Source organism: Streptosporangium sp. NPDC048047 (assembly GCF_040653115.1).
Taxonomy (GTDB): domain Bacteria; phylum Actinomycetota; class Actinomycetes; order Streptosporangiales; family Streptosporangiaceae; genus Streptosporangium.
In genome coordinates this window covers 65,231-91,978 of sequence record NZ_JBEZNH010000017.1, presented here as the reverse complement: position 1 = coordinate 91,978, position 26,748 = coordinate 65,231, and the positions used below count along the sequence as shown (strand labels likewise).

Here is a 26,748-nt window from a genome sequence, read left to right as displayed (position 1 = left end):
CCCCCCGGAGCACGAGCAGCGATTCGGCCGACCTAGACTGAGGCATGTGCTGAAGGGCGACGGCCGGCTGAGCCATGACCTTGATCCCCAAGACCGTCCGCCGAAGGACGCCTGTGGCGTCTTCGGTGTCTGGGCGCCGGGAGAGGAAGTTTCCAAACTCACCTACTACGGGCTGTACGCGTTGCAGCACCGCGGGCAGGAGTCCGCGGGCATCGCGGTCAGCGAGGGCAGCCGCATCCTCGTCTACAAGGACATGGGCCTGGTGGCCCAGGTCTTCGACGAGTCGGTGCTCGGCACGCTGCGCGGCCACATCGCCGTCGGCCACTGCCGCTACTCGACGACCGGGTCGAGCGTCTGGGAGAACGCCCAGCCGACGCTGAGCTCCACCGAGGACGGCGGGCTCGCGCTCGCCCACAACGGCAACCTGATCAACACCCCAGAGCTGTCGCGGCGCCTCGCCCCCGGCTCGACCAGGGCGACCACCGACACCGAGGTGCTCGCGGCGCTGCTGGCGCAGGACCGCAGCCAGCCCATCGAGGACGCCGCGTCCGAGCTCCTTCCCCAGGTGAGGGGCGCCTACTCCCTCGTCTTCATGGACGAGAAGACCCTCTACGCCGCCCGAGACCCGCAGGGCATCCGTCCGCTGGTGCTCGGCCGCCTGGAGCGCGGCTGGGTGGTCGCCTCCGAGACCGCGGCGCTGGACATCGTGGGCGCCACGTTCGTCCGCGAGGTCGAGCCGGGCGAACTTCTCACCATCGACGAGCGCGGCGTGCGCTCGCGCATATTCGCCGCGGCCGACCCCAAGGGCTGCCTGTTCGAGTACGTCTACCTCGCCCGCCCCGACACCACGATCGCCGGGCGCAGCGTGCAGTCCACCCGCGTCGAGGTCGGGCGGGTGCTGGCCCGCGAGCACCCGGTCGAGGCCGACCTGGTCATCCCGACCCCCGAGTCCGGCACCCCGGCCGCGGTCGGCTACGCGGAGGAGAGCGGCATCCCGTACGGCCAGGGCCTGGTCAAGAACTCCTACGTCGGCCGGACCTTCATCCAGCCGTCCCAGACGATCCGCCAGCTCGGCATCCGGCTCAAGCTGAATCCGCTGAAGGAGGTCGTGGCGGGCAGGCGCCTGGTGGTCGTGGACGACTCGATCGTGCGCGGCAACACCCAGCGGGCGATCGTCAAGATGCTGCGCGAGGCGGGCGCGCGCGAGGTCCACGTCCGGATCTCCTCCCCGCCGGTCTCCTGGCCCTGCTTCTACGGCATCGACTTCGCCACCCGGGCCGAGCTGATCGCCGGCTCGCTCAGCGTGGAGGAGATCCGCGCCTCCCTCGGGGCCGACTCCCTCGGCTACATCTCGATGGAGGGCCTCACCCGGGCCACCACGCTTCCCGCCGAGCGGCTCTGCCGGGCCTGCTTCGACGGCGTGTACCCGATTCCCATCGACCGCGACAACGTGGGCAAGTACGTCCTGGAGGCCAAGCTGTGACCAGCTACGCCGCGGCCGGCGTCGACATCGACGCCGGCGAGCGCGCCGTCGAGCTGATGAAGTCGAAGGTCGCGCGGTCCCGGCGGCCCGAAGTGGTCGACGACCCGAGCGGTTTCGCCGGCCTGTTCGACGCCTCCGCGCTGCTGTCCTACCGGCGGCCGTTGCTGACCACCTCCACCGACGGCGTCGGCACCAAGGTGATGCTGGCGCAGGCGCTCGGCAAGCACGACACGATCGGCATCGACCTGGTCGGCATGGTCGTGGACGACCTGGTGGTGTGCGGCGCCGAGCCCTTGTTCATGACGGACTACGTCGCCTGCGGGAAGGTCGTCCCCGAGCGGATCGCCGAGATCGTGGGCGGCGTCGCCGAGGGCTGCCGCCTCGCGGGCTGCGCGCTGATCGGCGGTGAGACGGCCGAGCATCCCGGGGCCATGGGCGCCGACGAGTACGACCTCGCGGGCGCCGCCACCGGCGTGGTGGAGGCCGACGCGATGCTGGGTTCGGCCCGTGTCCGCGAGGGCGACGTGGTGCTGGCCCTGGCCTCCTCGGGCGTGCACTCCAACGGCTACTCGCTGGTCAGGCACATCATCAAGCTGGCCGGTCTCTCCCTGGAGGCGGAGATCCCCGAGCTGGGCCGGACGCTGGGCGAGGAGCTGCTGGAGCCGACCAGGATCTACTCCCTCGACTGCCTGGAGCTGGCCCGCTCCGTCGACGTCCACGCCTACGCCCACATCACCGGCGGCGGCCTGGAGGGCAACCTGTCGCGGTCCCTGCCGCCGACCCTGGACGCCCTGCTCGACCGGTCCTCCTGGACCCCTCCGGCGATCTTCGAGGTGCTCGCCGGGCACGGCGGGGTGGCGCGGGCCGACATGGACCGCACCTTCAACCTGGGCGTGGGCATGGCGGCGATCGTCGCGCCGGACGCCGTCGACGCCGCCCTCGCCCTGCTCGCGGAGCGGAACCTCCCCGCCTGGGTGCTCGGCGAGGTCGTCCCCGGCTCCGGCCTGGCCCGCTACCGCTAGATACGACGGGCCACCGCCAGACACGACGAAGAGCGCCCCGGGGATCCGGGGCGCTCTTCGGTCAGAAGACGGAGAAAACACCCGGTGGCCCGAGGCCACCGGGTGTCCCGCTCATACTCGGTCTGAAGTTCTGCCTAACGGCGACCGGACGAGCCGCCGTCGCGGTCGTCGTCTAAGTCGTCGGCGTAATCGGCATAGCGATCCGCCAGCTCGTCGTAGGCGTCGTCGGCGTCGTCACCGTGGTTGGAGTCGTCCCTGACCCCGAGCTCGTTGCGAAGACGCTCAAGATCAGTGCCACCGCTGTTGTACTTCAGCTGGCGAGCAACCTTGACCTGCTTGGCCTTTGCTCGGCCGCGCCCCATTGGCTCGACCCCCTCGTGTGGGGTCGTGCCCGACCCCTCGTCGCTAACGCACCACGCACTGACGCCACCTGACTTGAGGCGTCAGCTCTCGTTCGACTACAACCGTACCTGTTTTACGCCCGGCTCGGTACGCCGTATGGGCGCGAGGCGCTAGTGGCCCAGCCAAATGCCCCTAATTCGCCCGACTTCCGACATTCTGCGTTCGGCAAGCCTATCGGCTGCGACCGCCGGGGGGACCCCGTCCTCAGCGGCCATGGCGAAGATCTTGAGAGTCGTGTCGTAGATCTGGGTGGCCTTTGCCTTCGCACGGTCCATGTCGAAACCGCCGATCTCATCGGCGACCTGGATGACCCCGCCGGAGTTGACCAGGTAGTCGGGCGCGTAGAGGATGCCGCGCTCGGCGAGCTCCTTCTCCACCCCGGGGTGGGCGAGCTGGTTGTTGGCCCCGCCACAGACGATCCCGGCCCGCAGGCGGGCGACCGTCTCGTCGTCCAGCGCCCCGCCCAGCGCGCACGGCGCGTAGACGTCGACGTCGGCCCCGGTGAGCTCGGCCTTGTCGGCGACGACGTCCACCTCGGGGTGCCGCGACCTGACCCGCTCGACGGCCTGCTCGCTGACGTCGCAGATCACGACCTCGGCGCCGTCCGCGAGGAGGTGCTCGACCAGGCGGTGGCCGACCTTGCCCACGCCCTCGACGCCGACGCGCCTGCCGCGCAGGCTCGGCGAGCCGTAGGTGTGCTCGGCCGCGGCGCGCATGCCCTGGAACACGCCGAAGGCGGTCAGGATCGAGGAGTCGCCCGCGCCGCCCTGCGCCGGCGTGCGGCCGGTCACGAAGGAGCACTCGCGGGCCACGACGTCCATGTCCTCGCTATAGGTGCCGACGTCGCAGGCGGTGTAGTAACGGCCGCCCAGCGACTGCACGAACCGGCCGTAGGCGCGCAGCAGCGCCTCGCTCTTGTCCGCCGACGGGTCTCCGATGATGACGGCCTTGCCTCCGCCGAGGTCGAGTCCGGCCAGGGCGTTCTTGTAGGCCATGGCCCGCGAGAGGTTGAGCACGTCGGCCAGCGCCGCCTGCTCGCTCTCGTAGGGGTAGAACCTGGTGCCGCCGAGCGCCGGCCCGAGGGCCGTGTTGTAGATCGCGATGATCGCGTACAGACCGCTGCGCTCGTCGGAGCAGAAAACCACCTGCTCGTGCTTGGTCTGGCCGTTCGAGGGGCTGGTGTCCTGGTGGGACAGCCCGAAGACGTCGGTCACTGTGGTGACTCCCGGTCGTCAGGTCCGCCGCTCCGTCGCGGCGGAAATCAGTCTCAGGGTAACCACAACTTCAGGGACGGCGGAGGAGGAAACCCCGCCTTTCCACCAGGTGGGACGCCCGGACGGCGACGGGCCGACGCCGGGCCCGTCCGGCGGGCACGGCGTCGGCACCGGACAGGGAGCGGTCCTTCATGACACGATTACGGTCGTGCTGCCCTATGCCGCCTACCTCCGCGTCTACGAACCGCTGGCCGCGTTCGCCCCACGGGAACGCGCGTCCTGGACCGCCTACGCCGAGGCCTCCGACCGGCCCCGCCGCGCGGTCGCCCTGCGCGCCGAGCACGGCGAGGCGGTACGGCGCCTGCTCGGCGTGCCCCCGGCCCCCGCTCCTCCCCACGAGAGCCCCAACGCCTATCTCAGGCGCGTGGAGGACGTGCTGTACGTCTGTCCCTGGCAGAGCCGACTGAGGTCGTGGCTGGCCTTCTCACGGTTCCGGGGGGCGACGCCCCCCCGCCTCGCGGAGCGGTTCGTGCCGCTCACCGTCTCCCAGCAGACGGCCGACGACTTCGACAGGTTCAAGCGGCGCGGCGGCTCGGCCGCGCTGCGCACCAACATCCGGACCTCGACGTGGCACGTTCCCACGGCGTGGTTCGTCCCCTTCGACCACAACGAGCGGTGGCTCGTCCTGGACGACGGCCGGCCAGGGAGCGGCGCGACCACCACGCGCAACCTGATCTACGTGACGTCCATGGCCCACGCCAGGCGCCGCAGCGCCCGCGCCCTGCAGATCGTCCGCAGGCACGTGGGCGACGCCGCGCTGGTCTCCGAGGTCGAGGAGGTGGCGCGCTGGCTGGAGGAGTTCCACCCCCACTCGCTGGTGGAGCTCGACTACGGCGGCATCGTCCACCTCATGGACGACGACACGCTGCAGGCCGACCACTCGGTCGCGGAGATCTCGGCGGCTCTGACGGGTCTGGAAACCGGCGAGGAAGAGTCGGCCTTCACCATGTACCGGCGGGTGATTCTCCGCTGGAGATCAATACAACTTCTCGAATCAGCAAACTGAGTCGCAAATCATCCCTCTGACCTGCATAAGTAGTTCAGTCGATGACCGGTGACACATCTACGAACTGAGTAGTTTGCCGTTTTCACTGCGATACCACGAAACGTGTCGCTAGAATCACCGAGCGTGACAACAACAGGTGCACAAGAGAGATGAGCCCCGCAAAGGCTCGCCAATCGCTCTACGTGGCTGTATGGTCACATCGGGTGATGCCGCATATGGTCCGAACAGCCGCACGCAAGGGGCCATAAGCGGACATCCGTGACAAGCGTCAAGTCGCAGGATCGCTGTCGCCGGTCCACATGGAGGAGAGGCCGCACAAATGTCAGCTCGTACACCCGAGGCAGAGCCGCTGCTCACCCCGGCGGAGGTCGCAACCATGTTCCGCGTCGATCCCAAGACCGTCACACGGTGGGCGAAGGCGGGCAAGTTGACATCCATCCGCACCCTGGGTGGTCACCGCCGCTACCGGGAGACCGAGGTCCGGGCGCTGCTCGCGGGGATTCCGCAACAGCGTTCCGAGTAAGACGGGGATCGATCGCTTCAGAAACTAGGGGGACCAACCGCGCGCTCACATCGTGGGCGCGCAGACCACACCGGTTGTGTGGGGAGCGGCGCCGCCCGCCCGGCGCCGCCCCGGCACGGTGCCGGCCGTACCGTCCGTGCGTGTCGTGCGTGTCGCGTGTGTCAGCTCCGCGTGTGTCGTGCGTGTCGTGCGACAGCCGTACCGTCCGCGCGTGTCGCGCGCCGTCCGGTCTGTCCGGTGAATCGTTCCGTATCCGCTCCGTAACCGGCTGAGGGGACCCTCCCGGATCCGTCCGGCGGCCCGCAACCGTTTTCCCCGCGCGCCACGCCGCGCGGACGACACCCTCGTCGATCCTCATCGGCGATGTCCTGCCTGGTCGGAGGCTCCCTCCGCGCGGCACTCCGCCCGGGGCCCGCCCGCGGGGCCGGACGACCGCGGCCATCGCATGATCGGACTTCCTGAACACAGGCCGTACCCCATCGGGTTCTCGATCGTTTTGAGTGACAGGTGCCCATCCACCATCACGGGGGAGAGCCATGTCAGGTCCGCCGATCAACGCCACCGCCACCCGAGCCCGAGGGCTCACCGAGCCCGTCGCGCCCGACGGCTACGGACCCCGCCCGCGACCGACGATCCGTAACGTCGCCGAACGCGCCGGTGTCTCCAAATCGCTGGTGTCACTCGTCCTACGGGGGTCGCCGCACGTCAGCGAGCATCGCAGGCAGGCCGTACTGCAGGCGGCCAGGGAGCTCGGCTACCGGCCCAACGCGGTCGCCCGCAGCCTCGTCGAGGGCCGCACCCATCTGGTCGGCGCGCTCGTCGCCGACCTGCACAACCCGTTCTACGCCGAGTTCCTGGACGGCCTGCAGGAGAGCCTGCACGGCGACGGGCTCCGGCTGCTCATCGGCAACAGCCAGTGGGACCCCGCCTTCGAGGACGAGGCCGTGGGAGCGTTCCTGGAGCTGCGGGTGGACGGCCTGGTGCTGCTCGGCATCGCGCCCACCAGCGAGACGCTGATCGAGGCCACCTCCTACACGCCCACGGTCGTGGTGGGCGAGCGGGAGACCGACCTCGGCGGCGTGGACATCGTCGTCGACGACGACCAGCTCGGCGCCCGCCTGGCGATCGACCACCTGGTGGAGCTCGGCCACCGCCGGATCGCCCACATCGAGAGCTCCCGGTTCTCCTCGGGGTGGTTCCGCTGCGAGGGATACCTGGTCGCGATGCGCCGCCGCGCGCTCGCGCCGTACATCATGGTCGAGCAGGGCGACTGCACCGAGGAGGGCGGCGCCGCGGCGGCGCGCGTCCTGCTCACCCGCACCCCCCGGCCGACCGCGATCTTCGCCGCCAACGACACGGTCGCCATGGGCGTGCTCACCGCGGCGGCCGAGCTCGGCCTGCGGGTGCCCGAGGACCTGTCGGTGGTCGGGTACGACAACACCCACCTCGCGGGGACCGCGCCGATCTCGCTGACCACCGTCGAGCAGCCGCGCCGGAACATGGGCCGTTCGGCCGCGGCACTGCTCAGCGACCGGATCGGCGACCCCGGCAAGGCCTCGCGGCTGCGCCAGGTGACACCGCAGCTGGTCGTACGGCGCACCACCGGCCCGGCTCCGGACTGAGGCGCCCGCCTGGATGCGCCGCACCGCGCCCAGGCGGGCCCCAGATTCCCGTCAAGACCTGGTCAACCCCCGAAGTGGCGGCAAGCCACCGGTGTTCACTCCTGGATGACAGGAGGGGGTTGACGATGCGTGATCCAGAACTGGTTTCATGCGCCCAGCGCGCGGCCGCCGAGCTGGAGCGGGCGTGGGCACACTGGAGGGCCGCCCGAGGCCGCGCCGGGGACGTCGGCGCCGAGTCCGTGGCGAGTTACGTGGCCCATTCGATCGACCACCCGTGGGGGCGCCCGCGCGTGGTCCTCGGGCTGGACGCCGAGGACGCCCGGGAGCTCGCCTCGCTCCTCACCAAGCAGGAGATGGGCGACCACGTCTGGTGACGGTGGCGCCGGTCACGCTCCGAGCCACGTAAGTTGGGTGGTTGACGACTCCTTCGAGGGGGATGAGCGTGACCAGCAAAGCACTGGCGACGGTTCTCGTCGCCTGCGGCCTGAGCGCCGCCGCGTGCGGTGGCGGCGCCGCCGCCGCGGGCCCGGCGCGCGACGCGGAGCCCGCGCCCCGCGCGGCGAATCCGGCGGCGGCCCCGAGCGGCCCCGCGACGGAGACGACCCCGGCGACCACGGCGACCGCTGCGCGGACCACCCCGCCGGCGGCCGGGAGCACCCCGGCGAAGCCGCTGAGCGGCAAGACCGTGGTCATCGACCCGGGCCACAACGGGATGAACTACAAGTACCCAGCGAAGATCAACAAGCAGGTCGACGTCCTGACCCAGCGCAAGGCGTGCGACACCACCGGCACCGCCACCGACAGCGGCTACAGCGAGGCCGCCTTCACCTGGGACGTCTCCCGGCGGCTGGCGAAGATCCTCGAAAGCCGGGGCGCGACGGTGAAGCTCACCCGGCACGGCAACGACGGCGTGGGCCCCTGCATCACCGAGCGGGCCGCGATCGGCAACAAGGCGAAGGCCGACGCGGCGATCTCCATCCACGCCGACGGCGCGGGCCCGGCCGACCACGGCTTCCACGTGATCATCCCGAAGAAGATCGGCGGACCGGTCGACCCGGTGGTGGCCGACTCCCGGCGGCTCGGCCTCGACATCAGGAACGCCTACCGCTCGGGCACCGGCGTCCCGTACTCCATCTACATCGGCTCCAAGGCGCTGAGCTTCCGCAGCGACCTGGGCGGGCTGAACCTCTCCACGGTCCCGAAGGTCTTCATCGAGACCGGCAACATGCGCAACGCCGGTGACGCCGCCAAGCTGAAGAGCGCCGAGTTCCGGCAGCGGGCCGCCGCCGCGCTGGCCGCCGGGCTGCAGACCTACCTGAAGTGACGCGCGGCGCGATCCCGGGGGTGCGTGGTCCGGTCGGAGTTGGCATGATCTGAAGGCATGACTGACCTTCTGCCGCGTCCTGTCCGCTTCGATCCGGCCGGCGGGTCCTTCGACCTCCCCGCCGGGGCGGGCGTCACGGGCCCCGCCGGGCCGGTGGACGCCCTGCGGCGGGCGCTGCCCGCACTGGACCTGCGTCCCGCCGGGCACGGACCGGTCACGATGACGGAGGACCCGGCGCTGGGCGAGGAGGCCTACACGCTGGAGGTGACGCCCGAGGGCGTCCGGGTCGCGGCCGGCGGCCCGGCCGGCGCGTTCTACGCGGGCCAGACCCTGCGGCAGGTGCTCGGCGCCGAGGCGTTCCGCGCCGCGACGACCCGCGACTCCTGGACGGTGCCGTGCGGCCGGGTCGAGGACGCGCCCGCGTTCTCCTGGCGCGGGGTCCACCTGGACGTGGCGCGGCACTTCCTGCCCAAGCGCGAGGTGCTGCGGATGGTCGACCTCATGGCGGCGCACAAGCTGAACCGGCTCCACCTGCACCTGGCCGACGACCAGGGCTGGCGGACCGAGAGCCGCGTCGCGCCCCGGCTGCACGAGATCGGCTCGCACCGGCCCCGCACGATCACCAGCCTCCGAGGCGAGGAGGACGCCTTCGACGAGGTGCCGCACGGCGGTCACTACACGCTCGCCGACCTCGCGGAGATCGCCGCCTACGCCAGGGCCAGGGCCGTGACGGTCGTGCCGGAGATCGACGTGCCCGGCCACGCCTCGGCGATCCTCGCCGCCTACCCCTCGCTCGGCGCGCGGGCCGCCGACGGCGGGGAGCCCGAGCCCTTCGCCGTGCTGGACCGCTGGGGCATCTCCCCCGCGATCCTGTCCCCATTGCCGGAGACGATCGAGTTCCTGACCGCCGTGTTCGACGAGCTGCTCGGTGCGCTGGGCGAGACGCCCTACGTGCACATCGGCGGCGACGAGTGCGTGCTCGACGACTGGGCCGCCTCCCCGGCCATCACCGCGTTCCGCGAGGAGCTGGGGCTCGCCCGGCCGAGCGACCTGCACGCCTGGTTCCTGCGGCGGCTGGCCGACGAACTGGCGGGCCGGGGCAGCCGGGCGGTCGTCTGGGACGAGGCGTTCGTCAGCGGCGCGCTGCGGCCCGACACGATCGTGATGCCCTGGCGCGGGACGGGGGTGGCCCGGCGCGCCGCCGAGGCGGGCCACGACGTGGTGCAGACGCCGGTCTTCCCGCTGTACTTCGACTACGCCGAGTCCGCCTCGGAGGACGAGCCGATCGCCATCGGTGACGCGATCACCGTGGCGGACGTGGCGGCCTTCGACCCGGCGCCCGCCTCGTGGACGGCCGGGCAGCGCGGGCACGTGCTGGGGGCGCAGTTCCAGCTGTGGAGCGAGCGGCTGCCCGACGGGCGGGCGGTGGACTACCGCGCCTGGCCCCGCGGCTGCGCGCTGGCCGAGGTCACCTGGTCCGGCGCGGCCGGCGCCGACCTCCCCGGACGGCTCACCGGTCACCTGGAGCGTCTGGACGCGCTGGGCGTCGAGTATCGTCCGCCGTCCGGGCCGCGCCCATGGCAGCTGGGCGGCGCGGGCCACCGCCGTCACCGGCCGCGGGCCGTCAAGGTGGAGGAGGTCATGCGGCGGCTGGAGGAGATGACCCACCTCGCCGACTCCACCCGGCCCAGCATGGGTCAGCCGGCGACCTCGTAGCCGGCTTCCTTGATCGCGTCGCGGATCGCCGCGTCGTCGGGGGAGTCGCCGGAGACGTCGACCCGGCCGCTTCCCAGGTCGACCTCGACCCCGGTGACCCCGGGGACCCCGCCGACCTCCTCCTTGACCGAGCTGACGCAGTGTCCGCAGGTCATCCCGGTGACGGTATACGTGATCACGCTCATCGGCGCCTCCAACCCTCGTTTTCCTCCGGTGAGGGTATCCGCCCGGACCGGCGCGCCGCGGTCCAGGTGGCGCGATACCCGATTCGCGCGATACAACCCTGATCCGCCGTACGCCTCAGCCCGCCGTACGGCCTCGACCCGGTATGGGCCCCCGGTCCGCCGTGGGCCCTCGGCCCGGCATGGCTCTCGGTCCGCCCCGTACGGCCTCAGTCCGCCGTGAGGCCGATGATCTCGCGCAGGTCGGTGACGCCGCGGCGGCGCAGCCGGCGGGACAGCTCGCGGTTGATCCGGTGGGCCCACAGCGGCCCCTCGTAGATCAGCGCGCTGTACCCCTGGACGAGGGTGGCGCCGGCGAGCAGGCGCTCCCAGACGTCGTCGGCGTCTTCCACGCCGCCCACCGAGACGAGCGTCAGGCGGTCGCCGACCCGGGCACGCAGCCTGCGCAGGACCGCGAGCGAGCGGTCCTTCAACGGGCGGCCGGACAGCCCGCCGGTCTCGTCCCAGTGCTCGTCGGCCCGGCCGTTACGCCCGGCGTCCAGGTCGCGGCGGATCGTGGTGTTGGTGGCGATGATGCCGTCGAGGCCGAGGTCGAGGGCGAGGTCGGCGATCGCGTCGATCTCGTCGTCGGTCAGGTCCGGAGCGATCTTGACCAGCAACGGGGTGCGGCGGGGGGTGGCGTCGGCCACCTCCTTGACCGCCGCGAGCAGCGGGCGCAGGAGCTCGACGGCCTGGAGGCTGCGCAGGCCGGGGGTGTTCGGGGAGCTGACGTTGACGACGAGGTAGTCGGCCAGCGGGGCGAGCTCCCGGGCGCCGGTGACGTAGTCCTGGACGGCCTCGGACTCGGGCACGACCTTGGTCTTGCCGATGTTGACGCCCACGACGGCCGGGACCCCCCGGGGCCGGCTCAGCGCCCGGGCCGCCGCGTCCGCCCCGGCGTTGTTGAAACCCATCCGGTTGACGATGCCCCGGGCCCGGGGGACGCGGAACAGGCGGGGCCTGGCGTTGCCCGGCTGGGCGTGCGCGGTGATCGTGCCCACTTCGACGTGACCGAAGCCGAGCGCGGACATGGCCTCCACGCACCCGGCGTCCTTGTCGAAGCCCGCCGCCAGCCCGAACGGCCCGGGGAAGTGCACGCCGAACGCCCGTACGCGCAGGGCGGGGTCGCGGGGGGCGAGCCGCCGGTGGACGAGCCGCTTGGCCACGGGCGTCGCCGACAGGAGGTGGAGCGCGCGGACCGTCAGATGGTGCACATCCTCCGGGTCGAAGCGGCTGAGGACCTGCGTGAACACGAATCGATACATCACCGATCAGATTAGTGCCCCCGGCGAGCGGTACGGCTCGCCGCGGGCCACCCGTTCACCTCGGCTCGCCCGCCTCCTCGCCCAGCACCTCGGCCGCGAGGTCGGCCACCCGGCGGCGGCTGTCCCTGGCCCGCTTGCGCAGGCCGGTGAACGCCTGGGCCGCGGTGAGGTCGTGCTTCCCCATCAGGTAGCCGATGGCCCGCTCGATGACGACCCGGTAGTCCAGGGCGTACTGGAGCTGCTCGGCCAGGGCGCTCTTCTCCTCGGCGGCCATCGCGGCGCTGAGAAGCTGCTCGATCACGTCGGCGTAGGCGTAGAGGGCCTGGACATCCGATTCGTCCCACTCGTACGGTCCGGCCTGGTAGACGTTCAGGGTGCCCACGGGGTCGCCGCCGAGCCGCACCGGGACCCCGGCGACCGCCCGCACCTCCGGGTGGAGCAGGTCGGCGAGCTTCGGCCAGCGCCGGTCCGAACGGACGTCGGTCGAGGTGACCGCGGTGTCCTCCGCGTAGGCGGACACGCACGGGCCCTGCCCGAGGTGGAGCTGCGCGCCTTCGAGGCTGCGTCCCCGGTCGTCGGTGGCGACCAGGTAGCGCAGTTTGCCGCCCTCCTCGGCGAACATCAGGCCGGCGCCCGAGTAGCCGAAGAGGGTGTCCACGACGTCCACGGCCCGCTCCAGCTGGTGGATGATGCCCTTCCCCTGGGCGGACGAGGCCGTCTGGAGGCGTCTGAGACTCGCGACCAGTGAGTCCGGATCGACATGGGTCATATGTGTGGCGCCTTTCAGCGTCGGCCTACCTACTTGACGTGAGCGTTATGACTGCCCAGAAATAGGAGAAATAACGATTATTACCTTTGGGGCGGTCACCCCGAGTCCAATGGGACGCTCTCCTGCCCGGGATCTCACGGGCCGCCGTTCACCGCCGGTCCGGCCTCGGGAGCCGGGTCGGTCCGAGTCCGGGTGCGGGTTCGAATCCGGAGCCGGCGACCGGGGCGACCCGGATGCGGGGGTCCGGTCACGGGCGGTCCGGCCGCCGGGTTCCCGGCGGCCGGTCGACGTGCCACCCGCGCGCGCCTGCGCGGGGAACTCCGCGCCGGGGGTCCGGGTCGTAGCCGACGGGCCGGGATGGTCCATCACCTTGAGCCATGGGAAAAGCTTCCTCCGAGCCGAGGCAGCTCCGCGGACGCAAGGCGGAATGATCTGCGGCAAAGACTAGTGCCGTCGGGTGCCTTGGGCCAATCGCCTACGGCGGGCCACCGTCCGGTGCCCGGCGCGGCCGATCCGCCGCGTCCCAGGGCACGATCCGGCACGTCTCCCGACACCGCTTGGCACGTTCCGCAATCGCCGTCAACAGGGTTTTAAGTGATCGGCAAGTGGAAGGCGGCAGAGTGAGGCATATGAGCACTCTGTCGCGTTCCGTAGCAGTCCACCGCCGGCGCACCCTGGCCCGTGTCATCCTCCGCGACCTGGAGGAGACCGGCGCCACCACCGTGCCGCCGTGGTGGGAGCCGGAGATCGAGCGGGAGTTCGGCGGCCTGGGCGGGTTCCTCGCCGAGCTGAGCCGCCAGTGGTGGACCGCCTACGCGGCGCACCTGGACGCTCTGCTCGAACTCGGCGCGAACGACCCGGCCCAGGCGTGGCGGGACGTCACCGAGCAGATGCCGTGGTTGCGCGCCGTACTCGACTCCCACGCCGGAGAGGCCGCCCTCGCCGAGGCCGAGCGGCGGCACTGCGACGTGTTGCGCTGGACCACCCGGCGCGAGGCCCGCCGCGCCGCCTGACAGGGGTCTCCGGGCGCCACGGGCCGGATCACCGGCGGACGGCGGCCCTTCACGATCTCCCCTTTCACGGCCTCCCCCTTCACGGCCTCTCACTTTTACGGTCTTCCACGCATATCCGGGTGTCCTCGGGTACCCGTAATGAATGCTCAAGTCGCCCAGTCGCCATGACAGCAAGGCGTCGGACCGCCGTCTGGGTACGCGGCTCACCCTCTCGGTGGCCCTCGTCGCGCTGTTCGCCGTGCCGTTCATCCTGCTCCTCGTGCTCGTCGCCTCCTCTTTCACCCCGCTGAACGACCTGGATGAGAGCGTGGCGCGGAGCCTGCACACCCGCGCCCTCGCCGAACCTCGCTACACGCACTTCCTGAGCGTGGCGACCGAGGTGCTGGGGCCGAACGTGTGGCGGGCGCTGGTGGTGGCGGCGGCCCTGTGGCTCTGGTACCGCGGGACCCGGCGGCTGGCGGTGTGGGCGGTGGTCACGATCACCGTCAGCGGGCTGCTGAACCTCGCGGTCAAGGAGATCGTGAACCGGGCGAGGCCCGTCCTGCCCGACCCGGTGGCGACGGCGCCGGGCGCGTCCTTCCCCTCCGGGCACGCGATGGCGGCCGCCACGGGGGTGTGCGTCCTCGTGCTCCTCCTGCTGCCGTACCTGAGGAGCACGGGCGCGCGCGTGGCCGCGTGGACCGTCGCGGCGGCCGTCGCCGTCTTCGTCGCCTACACGCGGGTGGCGCTCGGGGTCCACTGGCTCAGCGACGTGACCGCCGGGGTGACCCTCGGCGTGGTGGTGGTCGCCGGGACCGTCGCCGGGTTCGAGAGCTGGCGGCGCGAGGAAGGCCGCAGGCCGGTCGAACCGCACAAGGAAGGTGTCGAGCCGGAACGTTCTGAGGAGACGATTTAGGGTAGCTCGCGCGCCATGTCGAAAACGTCGATCGACTTCAAGAACGTGGCGCGCCTCATCCTGCTGCCACTGGTCCTCATGGCGGCCCTGACGATCGGCGTCGGGCTCCTCATCACCAAGGTCCTGCAGACCACCACCCTCATCGCGAACGACGAGGGGGTCAACGCGGCGATGGTCAAGGGCCGCAACGCCTTCTGGAACTCGCTGACGGACACCTTCACCGGATTCTCCGACATGCCGACGATCATCGTCGGCACCGCGGTGCTCGTCATCGTCTTCCGGCTGGTGTTCAAGCGCTGGAACGAGTCGGCGTTCCTGGCGCTGGTCGTCTTCTCCCAGTCGGCCATCTTCCTGCTGGCGACCGTCTTCGCCCAGCGCAAGCGGCCGACGGTGCAGCACCTGGACCCCGCGCCCCCCACCTCCAGCTTCCCGTCGGGCCACACCAGCGCGGCCGTCGCCTTCTACTGCGGCCTCGCGCTGATCATGACCCTGCACACCCACCGCTTCAAGATCCTCAACGTGCTGTGGTGGGCGGTCGGGCTGGGCATCCCCCTGATGATCGCCTACTCGCGGATGTACCGGGGCATGCACCACCTGACCGATGTGAGCTGGGGCTTCCTGCTCGGCCTGGTGTGCATCGCGGTGGCCGCCAACGCGCTGCTGCGGAGGCGGCCGATCGGAGGGGAGAGGCCCGTCATCACCCAGGACACGGCGAAGAGCGGCGCCGGGAGGCCCGCGGGGAACAAGGTCACGACATAGCGGTCTCGTCCGGACCGGCCACCCGGACGCCCGCCGCGGCGAGTTCCTCCCCGAGCTTCCGGGAGACGACCGCGGCGGGCTCCCCGGCCGCCCGGGCCCGCTCCGGCGGCGTCGCGAGGGCGGTGGAGACCTCCCGGGCACCGGGTCCGGGGGTCCGAGCATGTCGCGCCGGACGTCCACGAGAAGCGGGCCTTCGGCGGGGCCGAACTCTAGTTCGACTTATGGCACGGGGGAATCCTATAGTGACGGAACCGGGCTTCCGGGAAAGCAGAGGCAGATTACAAGATCACTTTTTGTATCCGCATGATCGCTCTATGACACGAAGTACGATGGAAGTCCCGACAAGGAGATTCACTCCTTCTCCTCAGGGCAGGAGCAGTCAGCCGACCGGGTCTTCATCGTCCGGCGGCCCCCTCAGGAAGGAATCCCGCCCATGGATCGTCAACCCGTCGTCTGCGCCACCTGCAACGGCGTCCCACCCGCCGCGGACGCGCACGCCTACACCTCGCAGCGAGCCCGGCTGATCGTGGCGAACGGATACTGCTCCTGCCGGTCCGCCGCGGACGCCGCCCACCCGGTGCGGGGACGTGCCGAGCAGGCCCCCGCGCAGGCCGCACAGCCGCAGCGCCCCGGCTCCGCCGAGGGGGACGCCACGCCGGAGTCCGCCCCGCAGAGCCGTCCCCGGGAGGAGCGTTCGCCCGCGGAGCACGCCACGATGGTGCGCGCCTGACCCAGCCCTCCCCGCCGGCCGGCCCCCTCCACCTCGGCCGGCCCTTTCCCCGATCCATCGCACCCGCCGCGCCGGACGACCGCCGCGGCCGCTTCGCCTTTCACCCGACACGCGCTATAACCGGCAAACGGGGCAAACATAGAGGTGAGGGGCATACAGCGGGTCGGGGGATGCCATGCAGACACGTGACGAAGGTCTGATCGTCGTCGGATACGACGGCTCGGAGGCGAGCGAGCAGGCGGTGCGCTGGGCCGTCGAGGAGGCGCGGATGCGGTTCGTCCCGCTGTGCGTCTGCCACGTCTGGCGGCAGCCGTACCCCGTGAACTTCATCGATCCCGCGACGATGGACGTCCTGGCGCACATGGGCCGATACGTCCTCGACCGGGGAGTCGACCTCGCCCGGGGGCTGGCGCCGAGGCTGGACGTCAGGGGCCGCCTCGACACGGGCTCGCCGACCGCCATCCTGCTGGCCGAGTCCGCGGCCGCCGACCTGGTGGTGGTCGGCCAGCGCGGAGCGGGCGGGTTCGAGGAGCTGCGCGTCGGCTCGACCGCCTCGCAGCTCGCCGCGCACGCCTACTGCCCGGTGGCCGTCGTCAAAAACCTCCCACGGTCGCGCGAGCGCCGCGTGGTGGTGGGCGTGGAGAGCACCCGCATGGAGCGGGGCGAGCTGAAGGTCGCGTTCGAGGAGGCCCGGATCAGGCGCGTTCCCCTGTCCGCGTTCTGCCTGTGCCCCGCGGGCACCGACGACCCCAAACCGTTCGCCAAGCGCTTCTACTGCGACATCTCGGTGTGGGAGGAGAAGCATCCCGGGGTCGAGGTCGAGACCGTCATGGACTCCCGCCCCCACACGCGGCTGCTGCGCCGGGCGGCCGAGGACGCCGGCCTGGTGGTGATCGGCGACTACGGGGACGACGACCCGGTGGAACTGCCCCTCGGCCTGGTCTGCCAGGCGCTGCTGCGCGAGGCGCCGTGCACGGTCATAGTGGTTCCGTCTCGGAGGTCTGCCACATCTTCTCGGTGACGTGCCGCCGTTCGGCCCGGATGATGTGGATGACCGCGTTGATCAGCGCGAGGTGGGTGAACGCCTGGGGATAGTTCCCCAGGTGGCGCCCGCTGTAGGGGTCGATCTCCTCGGCGTAGAGGCCCAGCGGGCTGGCGAAGGACAGCACCTTCTCGCAGAGCTTGCGGGCCCGGGTGTACTCCCCGATCTCCACCAGCGCCGACACCAGCCAGAACGAGCAGATCGTGAAGGCCCCCTCCTCCGCGGCCATGCCGTCGTCGGTCTCCTTGGGGTCGTAGCGCAGCACGAGGTCGTCGACGGTCAGGTCGTCGGCGATGGCCAGCACCGTGGCGCGCACCCGGGGGTCGGTCGGCGGCAGGAACCGCAGGAGCGGGATGAGCAGCAGCGACGCGTCCAGCTCGTCGGTGCCGTAGTGCTGCCGGAAGGTCCCCCGCTCGCTGACGCCGTAGGTGCACACGTCCTCGTGGATCTCGTCGGCCACCGCCCGCCACTCCTCCGCCAGCTTCGGGTCGTCGCGGAGCCGGGCGAGCCGCGCGCCCCGGTCCACCGCCACCCAGCACATGACCTTGGAGGAGGTGAAGTGCCGGCACTCGCCGCGCACCTCCCAGATGCCGCGGTCGGGCTCCCGCCAGTACTTGATGGCCGACTGCACCTGACGTTTCAGGACCGGCCAGATCCGCTCGTCGAGGTGGTCCCGGGAGCGGGTGTGGATGTAGAAGGACTCCAGGACGGCGCCCCAGACGTCGTTCTGGCGGTGCTTGTAGGCGGCGTTGCCCACCCGGACCGGCCTGGCCCCCTCGTAGCCGCTCAGCCGCTCGATGACGTGCTCTGACAGGTCGCGCTCCCCGTCGACGCCGTACATCACCTGGAGCTCCTTGTCGCGCTCGGCGACGTCGGCGATGAAGGCGAAGAAGTCCTCGGCCTCCCAGTCGAACCCGAGGGTGTACAGGCCCCAGAGCGCGAAGGTGGAGTCGCGGATCCAGGTGTAGCGGTAGTCCCAGTTGCGCTCCCCGCCCGGGGTCTCGGGCAGGGACGTCGTCGCCGCCGCGACCAGCGCGCCGGACGGGGCGAAGGTCAGCCCCTTGAGGGTGAGGGCGCTGCGTTCCAGGAACCCGCGCCAGGGATGGTCGGGGAAGTCGCCCCTGGCGAGCCAGTGCTGCCAGTGGTGGGCCGTCCACACGAGCCTGCCGTACGCGTCCTCGAAGGTGCGGGGCGGCTCGTGGGCGGTCCAGGAGAGCGCGCAGAACCGCGTCTCGCCCTCCCGGAGCAGGGTCCGCGCCTTGGCCCGCGCCTTCTCGAACCCCAGGCGCATGTCCGTGGTCAGCGTGAGCTCCAGATCGGTCCCGTCGGCGCGGGCGACGCCCTGGTGGTAGCTCTGGCCGGTGTAGTCCCATCGGACCGGCCTGCGGCCGTAGTCGAACACCGGCTCGCAGTCGAGGACGACCTGCATCTCCCCGCTGACGCAGCGCACCGTGCGCACCAGCACGTGGGCGGCGTCGTAGTCGGTCGGGGCCCTGCGGTGGGTGTGCGAAAGTTCGTCCTCGTGGTGCCACGGACCCATGAGCAGCGCGTCGCGCACCACGATCCAGCCGCTCGGCGAGCCCCAGCTCGTCTCCAGCACCATCGTGCCGGGGAGGTACCGGCGCGCGGAGGGCACCCTGAGGTCGGCCGGGCCGATCCGGAACCCCCCGGCGTCCCGGTCCAGCATGGCGGCGAACACGCTGGGCGAGTCCATCCTCGGCAGGCACAGCCACTCGACGTTCCCGCTCGGCGCCACCAGCGCGGTGGACTCGCAGTCGGACAGGAAGGCGTAGTCCGCGATGGGCGGGAAGGGCGAGAACTCGTGGAGCCCGGCGCCCAGCGGCGGGTTGGTCGTCATGGATGCCCCCGCTTCCCGGAGACTCGTGGAGCGGCTGATCACGAACGCCGATATCACTACTTTAGGCATGAAACCGCAGGTAGGGAAGGTGGACGCCCGTCCGCGGGCCGTAGCCGGGACAGGCGGGCGCCCATCCGCGGGCCGTGAACGCGGGCCGTCAGGTGGTGGAACCGGCCAGCCTCTCGAAGCCGCCCGGGAGCTGTGAGGCGACGTGACCGAAGACCTCGTCGCCGGCGGTCTCGCGGAGGACAGTCAGGACGGCCTGGACTCCCTCGGTGGCCGCCTCGGTGTTCAGGCCGGCGTGCCGGGCCACCCGCGTGATGAAGTCGTCGAGCCCGAACTGCTCGCTCCTGCCCTCCGCCGGGACGAGTTCCGCGAGGGAGTCGGGCAGCCGTTCGGCGAGGTAGCGCGCCTCCCCGGAGCTCAGCCGCGCGCCGAGCGTCCGCAGCACCGCCCGGGTGAGGTCCGCCGCCTCCTCACGCGTCAGGACCGTGCGGTCGGCGACCGCCTGGACGAACTCCTTGTATTCCACCTCGGTCTCCTCTCGTCGTCCGGCTAGCGTTCCCAGCCGTTCCGGAAACGAACACCGAGCACGAAAGAACTCAAAGATGCGGAATCTTCGCACGGGCGGACGGGATCATGCGAGACGGAGAGGTACGGCGGACCGCCGCGAAACCCCCGCGCGGACGGATCGGCCACCGCTCACGACCCGCCGGACCGCGGCCGGCGCCGTAGACCTGCCAGGCAGCGGGCGGCGGGCGGCGCCGTACGGCGGAGCGGGCGGGCGCCCTCGCCGCAGGGCCGCATATGGCGACGTTATGCAAAATCGTGGGGTTCTCCGGCCCCCGCGTCGATGACAGCTTGGGGGGCGACCCGGAGCGCCGGGTCCGGACCGGCCCGCGGTCACCGTACGGCCCCGTCGTACCCGGGCCGGTCCGGGCGGCCTCCGGCGCCGGGCGCGTCCGGCGGGCCGTACGGCGTGCCCGTCGCGGCACGCGGACCCGCCCGGACGCGAGGCATGTTTCCCCGACCCCCCCGAGGAGGCCACCGTGGACGCCGAGAACACCCGACCCGAGAACGCCGAGGAGAACGGAGGCGGAGGCATCAGCCGCAAGACGCTGCTGAAGGCCGCCCTGGTCGCCGTCCCGGCCGCCCCGCTGCTGGCCGGCCGGGCCATGACGCCGGCGAGCGCCGCGACGGGCGGCCCGCTCCCCCTCACCCCCGCCTGCGACGACGGCGACGCCCCGACGATCCAGCAGATCGAGGGCCCCTACTTCAAGCCCGGCTCGCCGCTGCGGACCTCGCTGGCCGGGCCCGGCACGCCGGGCGTCCCGCTGACCGTCAGCGGGTACGTGTTCGGCCGCTCGTGCCGGCCGATCGCCGGGGCGCTGCTGGACTTCTGGCAGGCCGACAACAACGGCGCCTACGACAACACGGGATACACCTTCCGCGGCCACCAGTTCAGCGACGCGCAGGGCGCCTTCCGGCTCACCACGATCGTGCCGGGCCTGTACCCCGGCCGGACCCGGCACATCCACGTGAAGGTCCAGGCCCCGAACGGGCCGGTGCTCACCACCCAGCTCTACTTCCCCGGCGAGCCGCGCAACAACACCGACACGATCTACAATCCGGCGCTGCTCATGACCGTGCGCACGGTCGGGTCGGGCAGGGAGGCGACGTTCGACTTCGTGCTCGACGTCACCGCGCCCGGCCCGAGCCCGTCCCCGACGACCACCCCGCCGCCGAACGGGGGCGGGACCTGGCAGGCCGGGACGAGCTACCGGGCCGGCGACCAGGTCACCTACGGCGGCGTGACCTACCGGTGCGTCCAGGCGCACACGGCCTACGCCGGGTGGGAGCCCCCGAACGTCCCTGCCCTGTGGCAGCGCGTCTGACGCGCCTGCCACGGGCGCTCAGGGCGCCGGCGCGCTCGCCGTCCCGTTTCCGGGGTCGGGGACCTCACGAGGGGGGTCCGTGATCTCGTGGGGGGGCAGGGCGGCGAGCGCGCGCAGGGCCCGCAGGAAGCCGTCGCGGTCGCCCTCGGGGAGGCGCGCCAGCAGGCGCTCCTCCCTGTGGCGGATGCCCGCCCGCGCGGAGTCGCGCAGCCGGCGGCCCTCCTCGGTCAGCGACAGGAGACGGGCACGCCGGTCGGCGGGATCGGGGATCCGCTCGATGAGCCCCCTGCGCTGGAGGTCGTCGAGCACCCCGATGATGCGCGTCTTGTCCGCGCCGATGGACTGCGCGAGCGCGGCCTGGGTGCGCAGCGGCTCCCCCTCCAGCGCCAGCAGAACGCCGTACGCCCACATCGACAGGCCGTGCTCGGCCAGCACGGGCCGCTCGGCGTCGATCAGCGCCCGGGTCAGCGGGAGGAACATCGCGGCCAGGTCGGGACGGTCCGTCACGGCACTCCACTATACGGTTGACAGATAATAAGCTTCCGTAGACGATAAGCACCTGCTTATTTATCTGAGGAGCCGCCGTGGACATCAGGGAAGTCGTGGACATCCGGGAGGCGGACAGGCGCGCCGTCCGGGCGAGCGTGGACGTGGTCGCCGGGGCGTCGGCCGCCGACCTCGGGCGGCCGACGCCGTGCGAGGGGTGGACGCTGGCGGACCTGCTCGCCCACATGACCGCCCAGCACCACGGTTTCGCCGCCGCCGCCGAGGGCCGCGGGGCCGACCCGGAGGTGTGGCGGGTCCGTCCGGCCGGGGCCGACGCGGTCTCCGCCTACGCCGAGGCCGCCGAGCGGGTGACGGCGGCGTTCGCCGCGGACGGCGTGCCGGACCGCGCCTTCGCCCTGGCCGAGTTCGGGGCGAAGGCGGTGTTCCCCGCGCCCCAGGCCATCGGCTTCCACTTCATCGACTACCTCGTGCACGGCTGGGACGTCGCCCGCTCGCTCGACCTCCCCTTCGCCCCGGACGCGGACCTGGTGGAGGCCGCCTGGCCGATCGCCCTGGCGGTCCCGGACGGCGAGGGGCGCCTCGCCCCGGGGTCGGCGTTCCGGCCGGGACTGGCCGTCCCCGCCGACGCCTCCCGCTTCGAGGTGATCCTCGGCATGCTCGGCCGCTCCCCGGACTGGCGGCCGCCCGTACGGTGAGACCCGCCCGGACGGCTGGACCCGCTCAGGCGACGGCCCCCGTCCGGACGGCTCCCGGATCGGCCGGCCGGCCGTCTCCGGGACGGGCCCCGCACGGGCGCCGGTCAGGTGCGGAAGGATTCTTTCCTCGATCGCGAGAGCCGTGCATCCGGCCGCGGTGGCGGGGAGGCACGCTTCCCGGGTGGCGTACGGGACATACGACGGCCTTGCGGACATATGACCGGATACCGATAGTTTGCCAAGCATGAACGTCGCCATTACCGGTGGATATGTCGTACCTGTTGACGGGGAGCCGATCGACGGCGGAACCGTACTGATCCAAGATGGCAAGATCACGGCGATCGGGCCCGCGGCCGAGATCGCCGTTCCCGAAGGCGTCACGACCGTCGACGCGGGCGGCTCGTGGGTGCTGCCCGGCTTCGTCGAGGCGCACGCCCACCTCGGCGTCCACGAGGAGGCCGAGGGCTGGGCCGGCCAGGACACCAACGAGATGACCGACCCCGTCGGCGCCCGGATGCGCGCCCTCGACGCGATCAACCCCGCCGACCTGGGCTTCGCCGACGCGCTGTCCGGGGGCGTCACCACCGCCGTGATCAAGCCCGGCTCCGGCAACCCCATCGGCGGGCAGACGGTCGCGGTCAAGTGCTGGGGCCGTACGGTCGACGAGATGCTCGTCCGCCAGCCGGTGAGCGTGAAGAGCGCCCTGGGCGAGAACCCCAAGCGCGTCTACGGCGACCAGAAGAAGCTGCCCTCCACCCGGCAGGGCGTGGCCGCGGTCATCCGCGACGCGTTCACCAGGGCGCAGGACTACCGGGCCCGGCGGGAGCACGCCGCAGCCGAGGGCAGGCCGTTCGACCGGGACGGCACGCTGGAGGTCCTCGTCCGGGTGCTCGACGGCGAGCTGCCCTGGTGCCAGCACACCCACCGGGCCGACGACATCGCCACCGCCCTGCGGCTGGCCGACGAGTTCGGCTACCGCGTGATCCTCAACCACGGCACCGAGGGGCACCTGCTCGCCGACCTGATCGCGGAGCGGGAGGCGCCGGTGATCATCGGCCCGCTCTTCACCAGCAGGTCGAAGGTGGAGCTGCGGCAGCGGTCGCTGCGCAACCCCGGCATCCTGGCCAGGGCCGGCGTCGAGCTGGCGATCACCACCGACCACCCGGTGGTGCCGATCCACTTCCTCGTGCACCAGGCGACGCTGGCGATCAAGGAGGGCCTGGACCGCGAGACCGCGCTGCGCTCGATCACGCTGAACCCCGCGCGGATCATGGGTCTGGACGACCGGGTCGGCGCGCTCCGGCCGGGGCTGGACGGTGACGTGGTCATCTGGTCGGGCGACCCGCTCGACGTCATGAGCCGCGCGCTGCGGGTGTTCGTCCAGGGCCGCGAGGTCTACTCCTTCTCGGCGGAACGGGGCGAGGGCGAGGTCGCCGACCCCTACTACCGGGAGTCCTGACCGGTCCGCCGGTCCAGGGTGAAGACGGCGGAACGACACACCGCCGGAGAACCGCGCCTCACCGTTTCCCACGGCCTAACCTGCGAAAACAGGATCAGGCAACAATCGGCTCGCACGCTCTCCGCCTCTCCGCCGGACGCGGGCGAGCCTCGGGGCGGGGGCACCAGTGAAGATCGGTTACAAGCTCGCGGCCGAGGCGTTCGGCCCGGACGACCTCATCCGGCAGGCCGTACGCGCCGAGGAGGCCGGGTTCGACTTCGTGGAGATGAGCGACCACTTCCACCCCTGGCTGAACGTCCAGGGGCACTCGCCGTTCGTCTGGACGGTGCTGGGCGCCATCGCGGCGAGGACCGAGCGCATCGGGCTGGCGACCGGCGTGACCTGCCCGACCGTCCGCTACCACCCGGCGATCATCGCCCAGGCCGCCGCGACGACGGCCCTGGTGTCCGGCGGGCGCTTCACCCTGGGCATCGGGTCCGGGGAGCGGCTCAACGAGCACGTCGTCGGCCTCGGCTTCCCCGACACCGTACGGGTGCGCCACGAGATGCTCCGCGAGGCCCTGGAGATCATCCGGCTGCTGTGGCAGGGCGGATACCGGTCCTACGAGGGCGAGTACCTCCGGCTGGAGGACGCCCGGGTGTTCGACCTGCCCGAGAAGGCCCCGCTGATCATCGTGGCGTCCGGCGGCCCGCACGCCTCCCGCATCGCCGCCGAACTGGGGGACGGGCTGTTCGCCACCGAGGACAAGCCCGAGCTCGTCCGGCACTACCGCGAGGCCGGCGGCGACGGTCCCCTTTACGCCGAGGTGCCGGTGGCGTGGGCGCCGGACGAGGGGGAGGCGGTCCGGGCGGCCCTGGAGACGTCCCGATGGGCGGTGACCGGCTGGAAGGTCATGAGCGAGCTGCCCAACCCGGTCAACTTCGAGGCCGCGAGCGCCACCGTCCGAGAGGACGACATCCGCGCGCAGTTCGCCTGCGGACCGGACCCGGCGCGGTACGCCGAGAAGGCGCAGGGGTTCGTCGACGCCGGCTTCGACCACCTGGTGATGCAGAACGCCGGGCCCGACCCCGACGGCTTCATCGACTTCTACCGCGCCGAACTGGACGAACGACTCCGCGCCCTGACCCCGTCACACTGACCCGCCCGCCCCCGTACGGCCACGCCGCACCGGCCCGTCCGGCCACGCCGGCCCGCTCCCGGGCACCACGGGGCACAGGGCTCCGCGCGGCGTCCCCGCGAGACCGGCGCGGGCTCCCCCCGGATCACCAGAGGGTCCAGGGGCTTTCCACGCCGCCACGGTAGGAGGCCGTACCCGTCGGTCTCCACCGCTGGCGGACGTCGTGCTTGGTGCCGGCGCGCGGAGCCGTCGCGGTGAACGGGCCGCAGGTGACGGTCGCGCCGTCGCTCGGCGGGGCGACGCCCGCGCAGACGAAGGGCTGGGAGACGTTGGTCTCGTTGTCGGTGTCGTACAGCTGGACGTGGACGTCCGAACGGACCGAGCTCGACCCCCTGATCCGTCCCATGAGCTGGAAGACATCGCCCACCATGGCCATGCAGGGCGACGCCTCCACGCCGGTGCCCGCGCCGGCGGAGATCCACGGGCGGCAGCGCCAGACCGGTTCCGCGACCTGACGCGGGGGCTCCGCCGTACGCTTGCCGGCCGGCTCCGGTTCGGTCGCGCTCTTCGACCGCTCCGGCACGGCGGTGCGGGGCTTCGACGTCGGGGTACGGCGCGCGGCGGGCTTCTCCGGGCCCGGCCGCGCGGGCCGCGTGGGGACGGCCGCCTCCGTGGTACGGCTGCGCGCCGGTCGCTTCTTCGGGTCCTTCGGGGCCTCCGGGGTGGCGGTCGCGATCGCGGGGTCCCCGGTCGGCTCATCGGCCGGCCCGACGGCCGGTCCACCGGTCGGTTTCACCTCCGCCGCGGCCCGGCCCCCGGCCATCTGGAGGTCCGCAGCCCGCCACGGCGCCGCGAAGGCCACCGCGGCGGCGGTGAGCGCCAGCGCCGCGCCGGCGGCCACGAGGACGGCCGGCCTCCGGAACGGCCCGCGCCGCTCCGGTGTCCGGGCCCCGCGGCCTCCGCCGGCGTTCCCCGGAGGCACGGTTCCGTGAGCGGCCGGCCCTCCGTGGAACGCGTGCCCAGGAGGGGGCACGGCACCGCCCGCGACCGGCCCCGCGTGGAGCGCGCGCCCCGGAGAGGGCACGGTCCCGTGGGCGGCCGGGTCCGGACGGGAGGTGTTCCCGGACAGCGGCTCGGAGGTGACGGCCGGGGCGTCCTCCCTGGTCACCGGGGGCAGCGCGGGCAACCCGGCCAGCGACGGAACGGCCCCGCGCAGTGCCGCGGCCACCTCCCCCGCGTGCGGACGTCCCGCCGGGTCCTTCGCGGCGCAGTCCGAGATGATCCGCCACAGTGCGTCCGGCATCCCCGGCAGCCTCCGGGGCGCGGCCGTCGCGTGCAGCCGGAGCAGGGCCATCGGGTGCTCGCCGACGAACGGCGGACGGCCGGCGAGCAGCTCGTACAGGATCAGCCCGGCGGCGTAGACGTCCACCGCCGGGGTGGCGGCCCCGCCGTCGGCCACCTCGGGCGACAGATAGGTCGGCGTGCCGATGATCGAGCTGGTCCGGGTGAGGCCGGGGCCGTGGACGATGCGGGCCACGCCGAAGTCCGTCAGCCGTGCCCACCCGGTGGCCCCGTCGAGCAGGATGTTGCCCGGCTTGACGTCGCGGTGCACGATGCCCGGCGCGTGCGCCGCCGCCAGCGCCTCGGCGACCTGGACCATCAGCCCGGCCGCCTCCGCCGGGGGCAGCGTGCCGCGCCGCCGGAGCAGTGCGCGGAGGTCCCCGCCCTCGACGAGGTCCATCACCAGGGCGAGGCGCTCACCCTCGATGACGAAGTCGCGAAGCGTGACGATGTTGGGGTGGCGCAGGCTCCGCATCACGTTGCGTTCCTGTACGAACCGCAGGACCAGGTCCTCGTCTCCGGCGAGACCGTCGCGCAGCAGCTTCACCGCGACGATCTCACCGGTGTCCCGGTGCCGCGCCCGCCAGACGCTCCCCATCCCGCCGGCGCCGATCTCGTCCAGGAGCACGTACCGGCTGCCCAGAGACGCCCCCGCCCCGTCCGCCGCCATCGCCCGCCCCTCCCTCGACCAGATGTAGATCACAATAGTGAGGAAGATCCCATCCAGGGGAACCTTCGGTGAGGCCCGCCCGGCATCACGAACTCGCCGTATCGCACGCGGACTCCGGTTTCGACACCATCTGCCGCCGC

The 26,748-nt window shown here is 72.1% G+C and carries 26 protein-coding genes; 17 read left to right on the top strand and 9 right to left on the bottom strand.

Annotation, left to right across the window (positions count from 1 at the left end; translation table 11 throughout):
• Nucleotides 1-46: 46 nt before the first annotated feature.
• Both purF and purM read left to right on the top strand, forming a co-directional pair.
• Complete coding sequence (purF, locus tag AB0D67_RS17510) at nucleotides 47-1,483, top strand: amidophosphoribosyltransferase (protein WP_362935908.1); 1,437 nt, start codon at nucleotides 47-49, stop codon at nucleotides 1,481-1,483.
• The gene (gene purM / locus AB0D67_RS17505; protein ID WP_362935905.1) at nucleotides 1,480-2,505 is read left to right on the top strand and encodes a phosphoribosylformylglycinamidine cyclo-ligase; all 1,026 of its coding nucleotides are present in this window, start codon (nucleotides 1,480-1,482) and stop codon (nucleotides 2,503-2,505) included. Before purF ends, purM begins: the two co-directional genes overlap by 4 nt.
• A gap of 134 nt (nucleotides 2,506-2,639) precedes the next feature.
• Here the strand turns inward: purM and AB0D67_RS17500 are convergent, their stop codons facing one another.
• Both AB0D67_RS17500 and AB0D67_RS17495 read right to left on the bottom strand, forming a co-directional pair.
• Nucleotides 2,640-2,867, bottom strand: a complete 228-nt coding sequence (locus tag AB0D67_RS17500) for a DUF3073 domain-containing protein (protein WP_362935902.1) — start codon at nucleotides 2,865-2,867, stop codon at nucleotides 2,640-2,642.
• 150 nt (nucleotides 2,868-3,017) lie between these two features.
• Nucleotides 3,018-4,121 carry a Glu/Leu/Phe/Val dehydrogenase dimerization domain-containing protein gene (locus tag AB0D67_RS17495; protein WP_362935899.1) on the bottom strand — a complete coding sequence of 368 codons (1,104 nt, stop codon included), beginning with the start codon at nucleotides 4,119-4,121 and terminating at the stop codon, nucleotides 3,018-3,020.
• Nucleotides 4,122-4,329: 208 nt separating this feature from the next.
• Here AB0D67_RS17495 and AB0D67_RS17490 point away from each other — a divergent pair, with 208 nt between their 5' ends.
• The 6 genes from AB0D67_RS17490 (at nucleotide 4,330) to AB0D67_RS17465 (ending at nucleotide 10,372) form a co-directional block, all read left to right on the top strand.
• Nucleotides 4,330-5,187: a hypothetical protein gene (locus AB0D67_RS17490; RefSeq protein WP_362935896.1), complete on the top strand. Its 858-nt coding sequence runs from the start codon at nucleotides 4,330-4,332 to the stop codon at nucleotides 5,185-5,187.
• A 319-nt stretch (nucleotides 5,188-5,506) separates the two neighbouring features.
• Entirely contained in the window at nucleotides 5,507-5,710 is a 204-nt protein-coding gene (gene bldC / locus AB0D67_RS17485) for a developmental transcriptional regulator BldC (RefSeq protein ID WP_013133571.1), read from the top strand.
• 536 nt (nucleotides 5,711-6,246) lie between these two features.
• Nucleotides 6,247-7,332, top strand: a complete 1,086-nt coding sequence (locus tag AB0D67_RS17480) for a LacI family DNA-binding transcriptional regulator (protein ID WP_362935893.1) — start codon at nucleotides 6,247-6,249, stop codon at nucleotides 7,330-7,332.
• Nucleotides 7,333-7,457: 125 nt separating this feature from the next.
• Nucleotides 7,458-7,706, top strand: a complete 249-nt coding sequence (locus AB0D67_RS17475) for a hypothetical protein (protein ID WP_179822413.1) — start codon at nucleotides 7,458-7,460, stop codon at nucleotides 7,704-7,706.
• 68 nt (nucleotides 7,707-7,774) lie between these two features.
• The gene (locus AB0D67_RS17470) at nucleotides 7,775-8,656 is read left to right on the top strand and encodes an N-acetylmuramoyl-L-alanine amidase (RefSeq protein WP_362935890.1); all 882 of its coding nucleotides are present in this window, start codon (nucleotides 7,775-7,777) and stop codon (nucleotides 8,654-8,656) included.
• A gap of 57 nt (nucleotides 8,657-8,713) precedes the next feature.
• A complete protein-coding gene (locus AB0D67_RS17465; protein WP_362935887.1) occupies nucleotides 8,714-10,372 on the top strand; it encodes a beta-N-acetylhexosaminidase in 1,659 nt (552 codons plus the stop codon).
• On the opposite strand, the gene AB0D67_RS17460 is transcribed toward AB0D67_RS17465, so the two are convergent.
• The 3 genes from AB0D67_RS17460 to AB0D67_RS17450 all read right to left on the bottom strand — a co-directional run bounded on the left by AB0D67_RS17460 (nucleotide 10,354) and on the right by AB0D67_RS17450 (nucleotide 12,627).
• Nucleotides 10,354-10,557: a heavy-metal-associated domain-containing protein gene (locus tag AB0D67_RS17460; RefSeq protein WP_362935884.1), complete on the bottom strand. Its 204-nt coding sequence runs from the start codon at nucleotides 10,555-10,557 to the stop codon at nucleotides 10,354-10,356. The two genes, AB0D67_RS17465 and AB0D67_RS17460, sit on opposite strands and share 19 nt — an antisense overlap.
• A 206-nt stretch (nucleotides 10,558-10,763) precedes the next feature.
• A complete protein-coding gene (locus AB0D67_RS17455) occupies nucleotides 10,764-11,858 on the bottom strand; it encodes a quinone-dependent dihydroorotate dehydrogenase (RefSeq protein ID WP_362935881.1) in 1,095 nt (364 codons plus the stop codon).
• A gap of 55 nt (nucleotides 11,859-11,913) precedes the next feature.
• Nucleotides 11,914-12,627 carry a GAF and ANTAR domain-containing protein gene (locus AB0D67_RS17450; RefSeq protein ID WP_362935878.1) on the bottom strand — a complete coding sequence of 238 codons (714 nt, stop codon included), beginning with the start codon at nucleotides 12,625-12,627 and terminating at the stop codon, nucleotides 11,914-11,916.
• Nucleotides 12,628-13,256: 629 nt separating this feature from the next.
• Here AB0D67_RS17450 and AB0D67_RS17445 point away from each other — a divergent pair.
• The 5 genes from AB0D67_RS17445 (at nucleotide 13,257) to AB0D67_RS17425 (ending at nucleotide 17,045) form a co-directional block, all read left to right on the top strand.
• The gene (locus tag AB0D67_RS17445) at nucleotides 13,257-13,640 is read left to right on the top strand and encodes a hypothetical protein (protein WP_362935875.1); all 384 of its coding nucleotides are present in this window, start codon (nucleotides 13,257-13,259) and stop codon (nucleotides 13,638-13,640) included.
• A 142-nt stretch (nucleotides 13,641-13,782) separates the two neighbouring features.
• Nucleotides 13,783-14,535 (top strand): phosphatase PAP2 family protein, encoded by a 753-nt coding sequence (locus tag AB0D67_RS17440; protein ID WP_362935872.1) that lies wholly within the window; start codon nucleotides 13,783-13,785, stop codon nucleotides 14,533-14,535.
• A gap of 15 nt (nucleotides 14,536-14,550) precedes the next feature.
• Nucleotides 14,551-15,294 (top strand): phosphatase PAP2 family protein, encoded by a 744-nt coding sequence (locus AB0D67_RS17435; protein ID WP_362935869.1) that lies wholly within the window; start codon nucleotides 14,551-14,553, stop codon nucleotides 15,292-15,294.
• Nucleotides 15,295-15,727: 433 nt separating this feature from the next.
• The gene (locus AB0D67_RS17430) at nucleotides 15,728-16,024 is read left to right on the top strand and encodes a hypothetical protein (protein ID WP_362935866.1); all 297 of its coding nucleotides are present in this window, start codon (nucleotides 15,728-15,730) and stop codon (nucleotides 16,022-16,024) included.
• A 175-nt stretch (nucleotides 16,025-16,199) separates the two neighbouring features.
• Entirely contained in the window at nucleotides 16,200-17,045 is an 846-nt protein-coding gene (locus tag AB0D67_RS17425; RefSeq protein WP_362935863.1) for a universal stress protein, read from the top strand.
• On the opposite strand, the gene AB0D67_RS17420 is transcribed toward AB0D67_RS17425, so the two are convergent.
• Both AB0D67_RS17420 and AB0D67_RS17415 read right to left on the bottom strand, forming a co-directional pair.
• Nucleotides 17,002-18,924 (bottom strand): glycoside hydrolase family 15 protein, encoded by a 1,923-nt coding sequence (locus AB0D67_RS17420; RefSeq protein WP_362935860.1) that lies wholly within the window; start codon nucleotides 18,922-18,924, stop codon nucleotides 17,002-17,004. The genes AB0D67_RS17425 and AB0D67_RS17420 overlap by 44 nt on opposite strands.
• Before the next feature lie 157 nt (nucleotides 18,925-19,081).
• The gene (locus AB0D67_RS17415) at nucleotides 19,082-19,456 is read right to left on the bottom strand and encodes a DUF2267 domain-containing protein (protein ID WP_362935857.1); all 375 of its coding nucleotides are present in this window, start codon (nucleotides 19,454-19,456) and stop codon (nucleotides 19,082-19,084) included.
• Nucleotides 19,457-19,973: 517 nt separating this feature from the next.
• Between AB0D67_RS17415 and AB0D67_RS17410 the strand changes: the two genes are divergently transcribed.
• Nucleotides 19,974-20,819, top strand: a complete 846-nt coding sequence (locus AB0D67_RS17410) for a carbohydrate-binding protein (RefSeq protein ID WP_362935854.1) — start codon at nucleotides 19,974-19,976, stop codon at nucleotides 20,817-20,819.
• Nucleotides 20,820-20,837: 18 nt separating this feature from the next.
• Here AB0D67_RS17410 and AB0D67_RS17405 read toward each other — a convergent pair whose 3' ends face one another.
• Nucleotides 20,838-21,326: a MarR family transcriptional regulator gene (locus AB0D67_RS17405; protein ID WP_362935851.1), complete on the bottom strand. Its 489-nt coding sequence runs from the start codon at nucleotides 21,324-21,326 to the stop codon at nucleotides 20,838-20,840.
• 77 nt (nucleotides 21,327-21,403) lie between these two features.
• On the opposite strand from AB0D67_RS17405, the gene AB0D67_RS17400 reads away from it, so the two are divergent.
• The 3 genes from AB0D67_RS17400 (at nucleotide 21,404) to AB0D67_RS17390 (ending at nucleotide 24,618) form a co-directional block, all read left to right on the top strand.
• Entirely contained in the window at nucleotides 21,404-22,021 is a 618-nt protein-coding gene (locus tag AB0D67_RS17400) for a TIGR03086 family metal-binding protein (protein ID WP_362935848.1), read from the top strand.
• A gap of 244 nt (nucleotides 22,022-22,265) precedes the next feature.
• Complete coding sequence (locus AB0D67_RS17395) at nucleotides 22,266-23,480, top strand: amidohydrolase (RefSeq protein WP_362935845.1); 1,215 nt, start codon at nucleotides 22,266-22,268, stop codon at nucleotides 23,478-23,480.
• A gap of 166 nt (nucleotides 23,481-23,646) precedes the next feature.
• Entirely contained in the window at nucleotides 23,647-24,618 is a 972-nt protein-coding gene (locus tag AB0D67_RS17390) for a TIGR03557 family F420-dependent LLM class oxidoreductase (RefSeq protein ID WP_362935842.1), read from the top strand.
• Nucleotides 24,619-24,742: 124 nt separating this feature from the next.
• Here AB0D67_RS17390 and AB0D67_RS17385 read toward each other — a convergent pair whose 3' ends face one another.
• On the bottom strand, nucleotides 24,743-26,608 hold the full coding sequence (locus AB0D67_RS17385) for a protein kinase (RefSeq protein WP_362935839.1): 1,866 nt from the start codon (nucleotides 26,606-26,608) through the stop codon (nucleotides 24,743-24,745).
• Between the last annotated feature and the right edge of the window lie 140 nt (nucleotides 26,609-26,748).

Coding starts and splice junctions, on each gene's coding strand:
- AB0D67_RS17475 (WP_179822413.1), top strand. CDS start 7,458: ATGCGTGATCCAGAACTGGTTTCATGCGCCCAGCGCGCGGCCGCCGAG.
- AB0D67_RS17465 (WP_362935887.1), top strand. CDS start 8,714: ATGACTGACCTTCTGCCGCGTCCTGTCCGCTTCGATCCGGCCGGCGGG.
- AB0D67_RS17500 (WP_362935902.1), bottom strand. CDS start 2,867: ATGGGGCGCGGCCGAGCAAAGGCCAAGCAGGTCAAGGTTGCTCGCCAG.
- AB0D67_RS17455 (WP_362935881.1), bottom strand. CDS start 11,858: ATGTATCGATTCGTGTTCACGCAGGTCCTCAGCCGCTTCGACCCGGAG.
- AB0D67_RS17420 (WP_362935860.1), bottom strand. CDS start 18,924: ATGACGACCAACCCGCCGCTGGGCGCCGGGCTCCACGAGTTCTCGCCC.
- AB0D67_RS17440 (WP_362935872.1), top strand. CDS start 13,783: ATGCTCAAGTCGCCCAGTCGCCATGACAGCAAGGCGTCGGACCGCCGT.
- AB0D67_RS17395 (WP_362935845.1), top strand. CDS start 22,266: ATGAACGTCGCCATTACCGGTGGATATGTCGTACCTGTTGACGGGGAG.
- AB0D67_RS17460 (WP_362935884.1), bottom strand. CDS start 10,557: ATGAGCGTGATCACGTATACCGTCACCGGGATGACCTGCGGACACTGC.
- AB0D67_RS17445 (WP_362935875.1), top strand. CDS start 13,257: ATGAGCACTCTGTCGCGTTCCGTAGCAGTCCACCGCCGGCGCACCCTG.
- AB0D67_RS17425 (WP_362935863.1), top strand. CDS start 16,200: ATGCAGACACGTGACGAAGGTCTGATCGTCGTCGGATACGACGGCTCG.
- AB0D67_RS17450 (WP_362935878.1), bottom strand. CDS start 12,627: ATGACCCATGTCGATCCGGACTCACTGGTCGCGAGTCTCAGACGCCTC.
- AB0D67_RS17435 (WP_362935869.1), top strand. CDS start 14,551: ATGTCGAAAACGTCGATCGACTTCAAGAACGTGGCGCGCCTCATCCTG.
- AB0D67_RS17430 (WP_362935866.1), top strand. CDS start 15,728: ATGGATCGTCAACCCGTCGTCTGCGCCACCTGCAACGGCGTCCCACCC.
- bldC (WP_013133571.1), top strand. CDS start 5,507: ATGTCAGCTCGTACACCCGAGGCAGAGCCGCTGCTCACCCCGGCGGAG.
- AB0D67_RS17480 (WP_362935893.1), top strand. CDS start 6,247: ATGTCAGGTCCGCCGATCAACGCCACCGCCACCCGAGCCCGAGGGCTC.
- AB0D67_RS17385 (WP_362935839.1), bottom strand. CDS start 26,608: ATGGCGGCGGACGGGGCGGGGGCGTCTCTGGGCAGCCGGTACGTGCTC.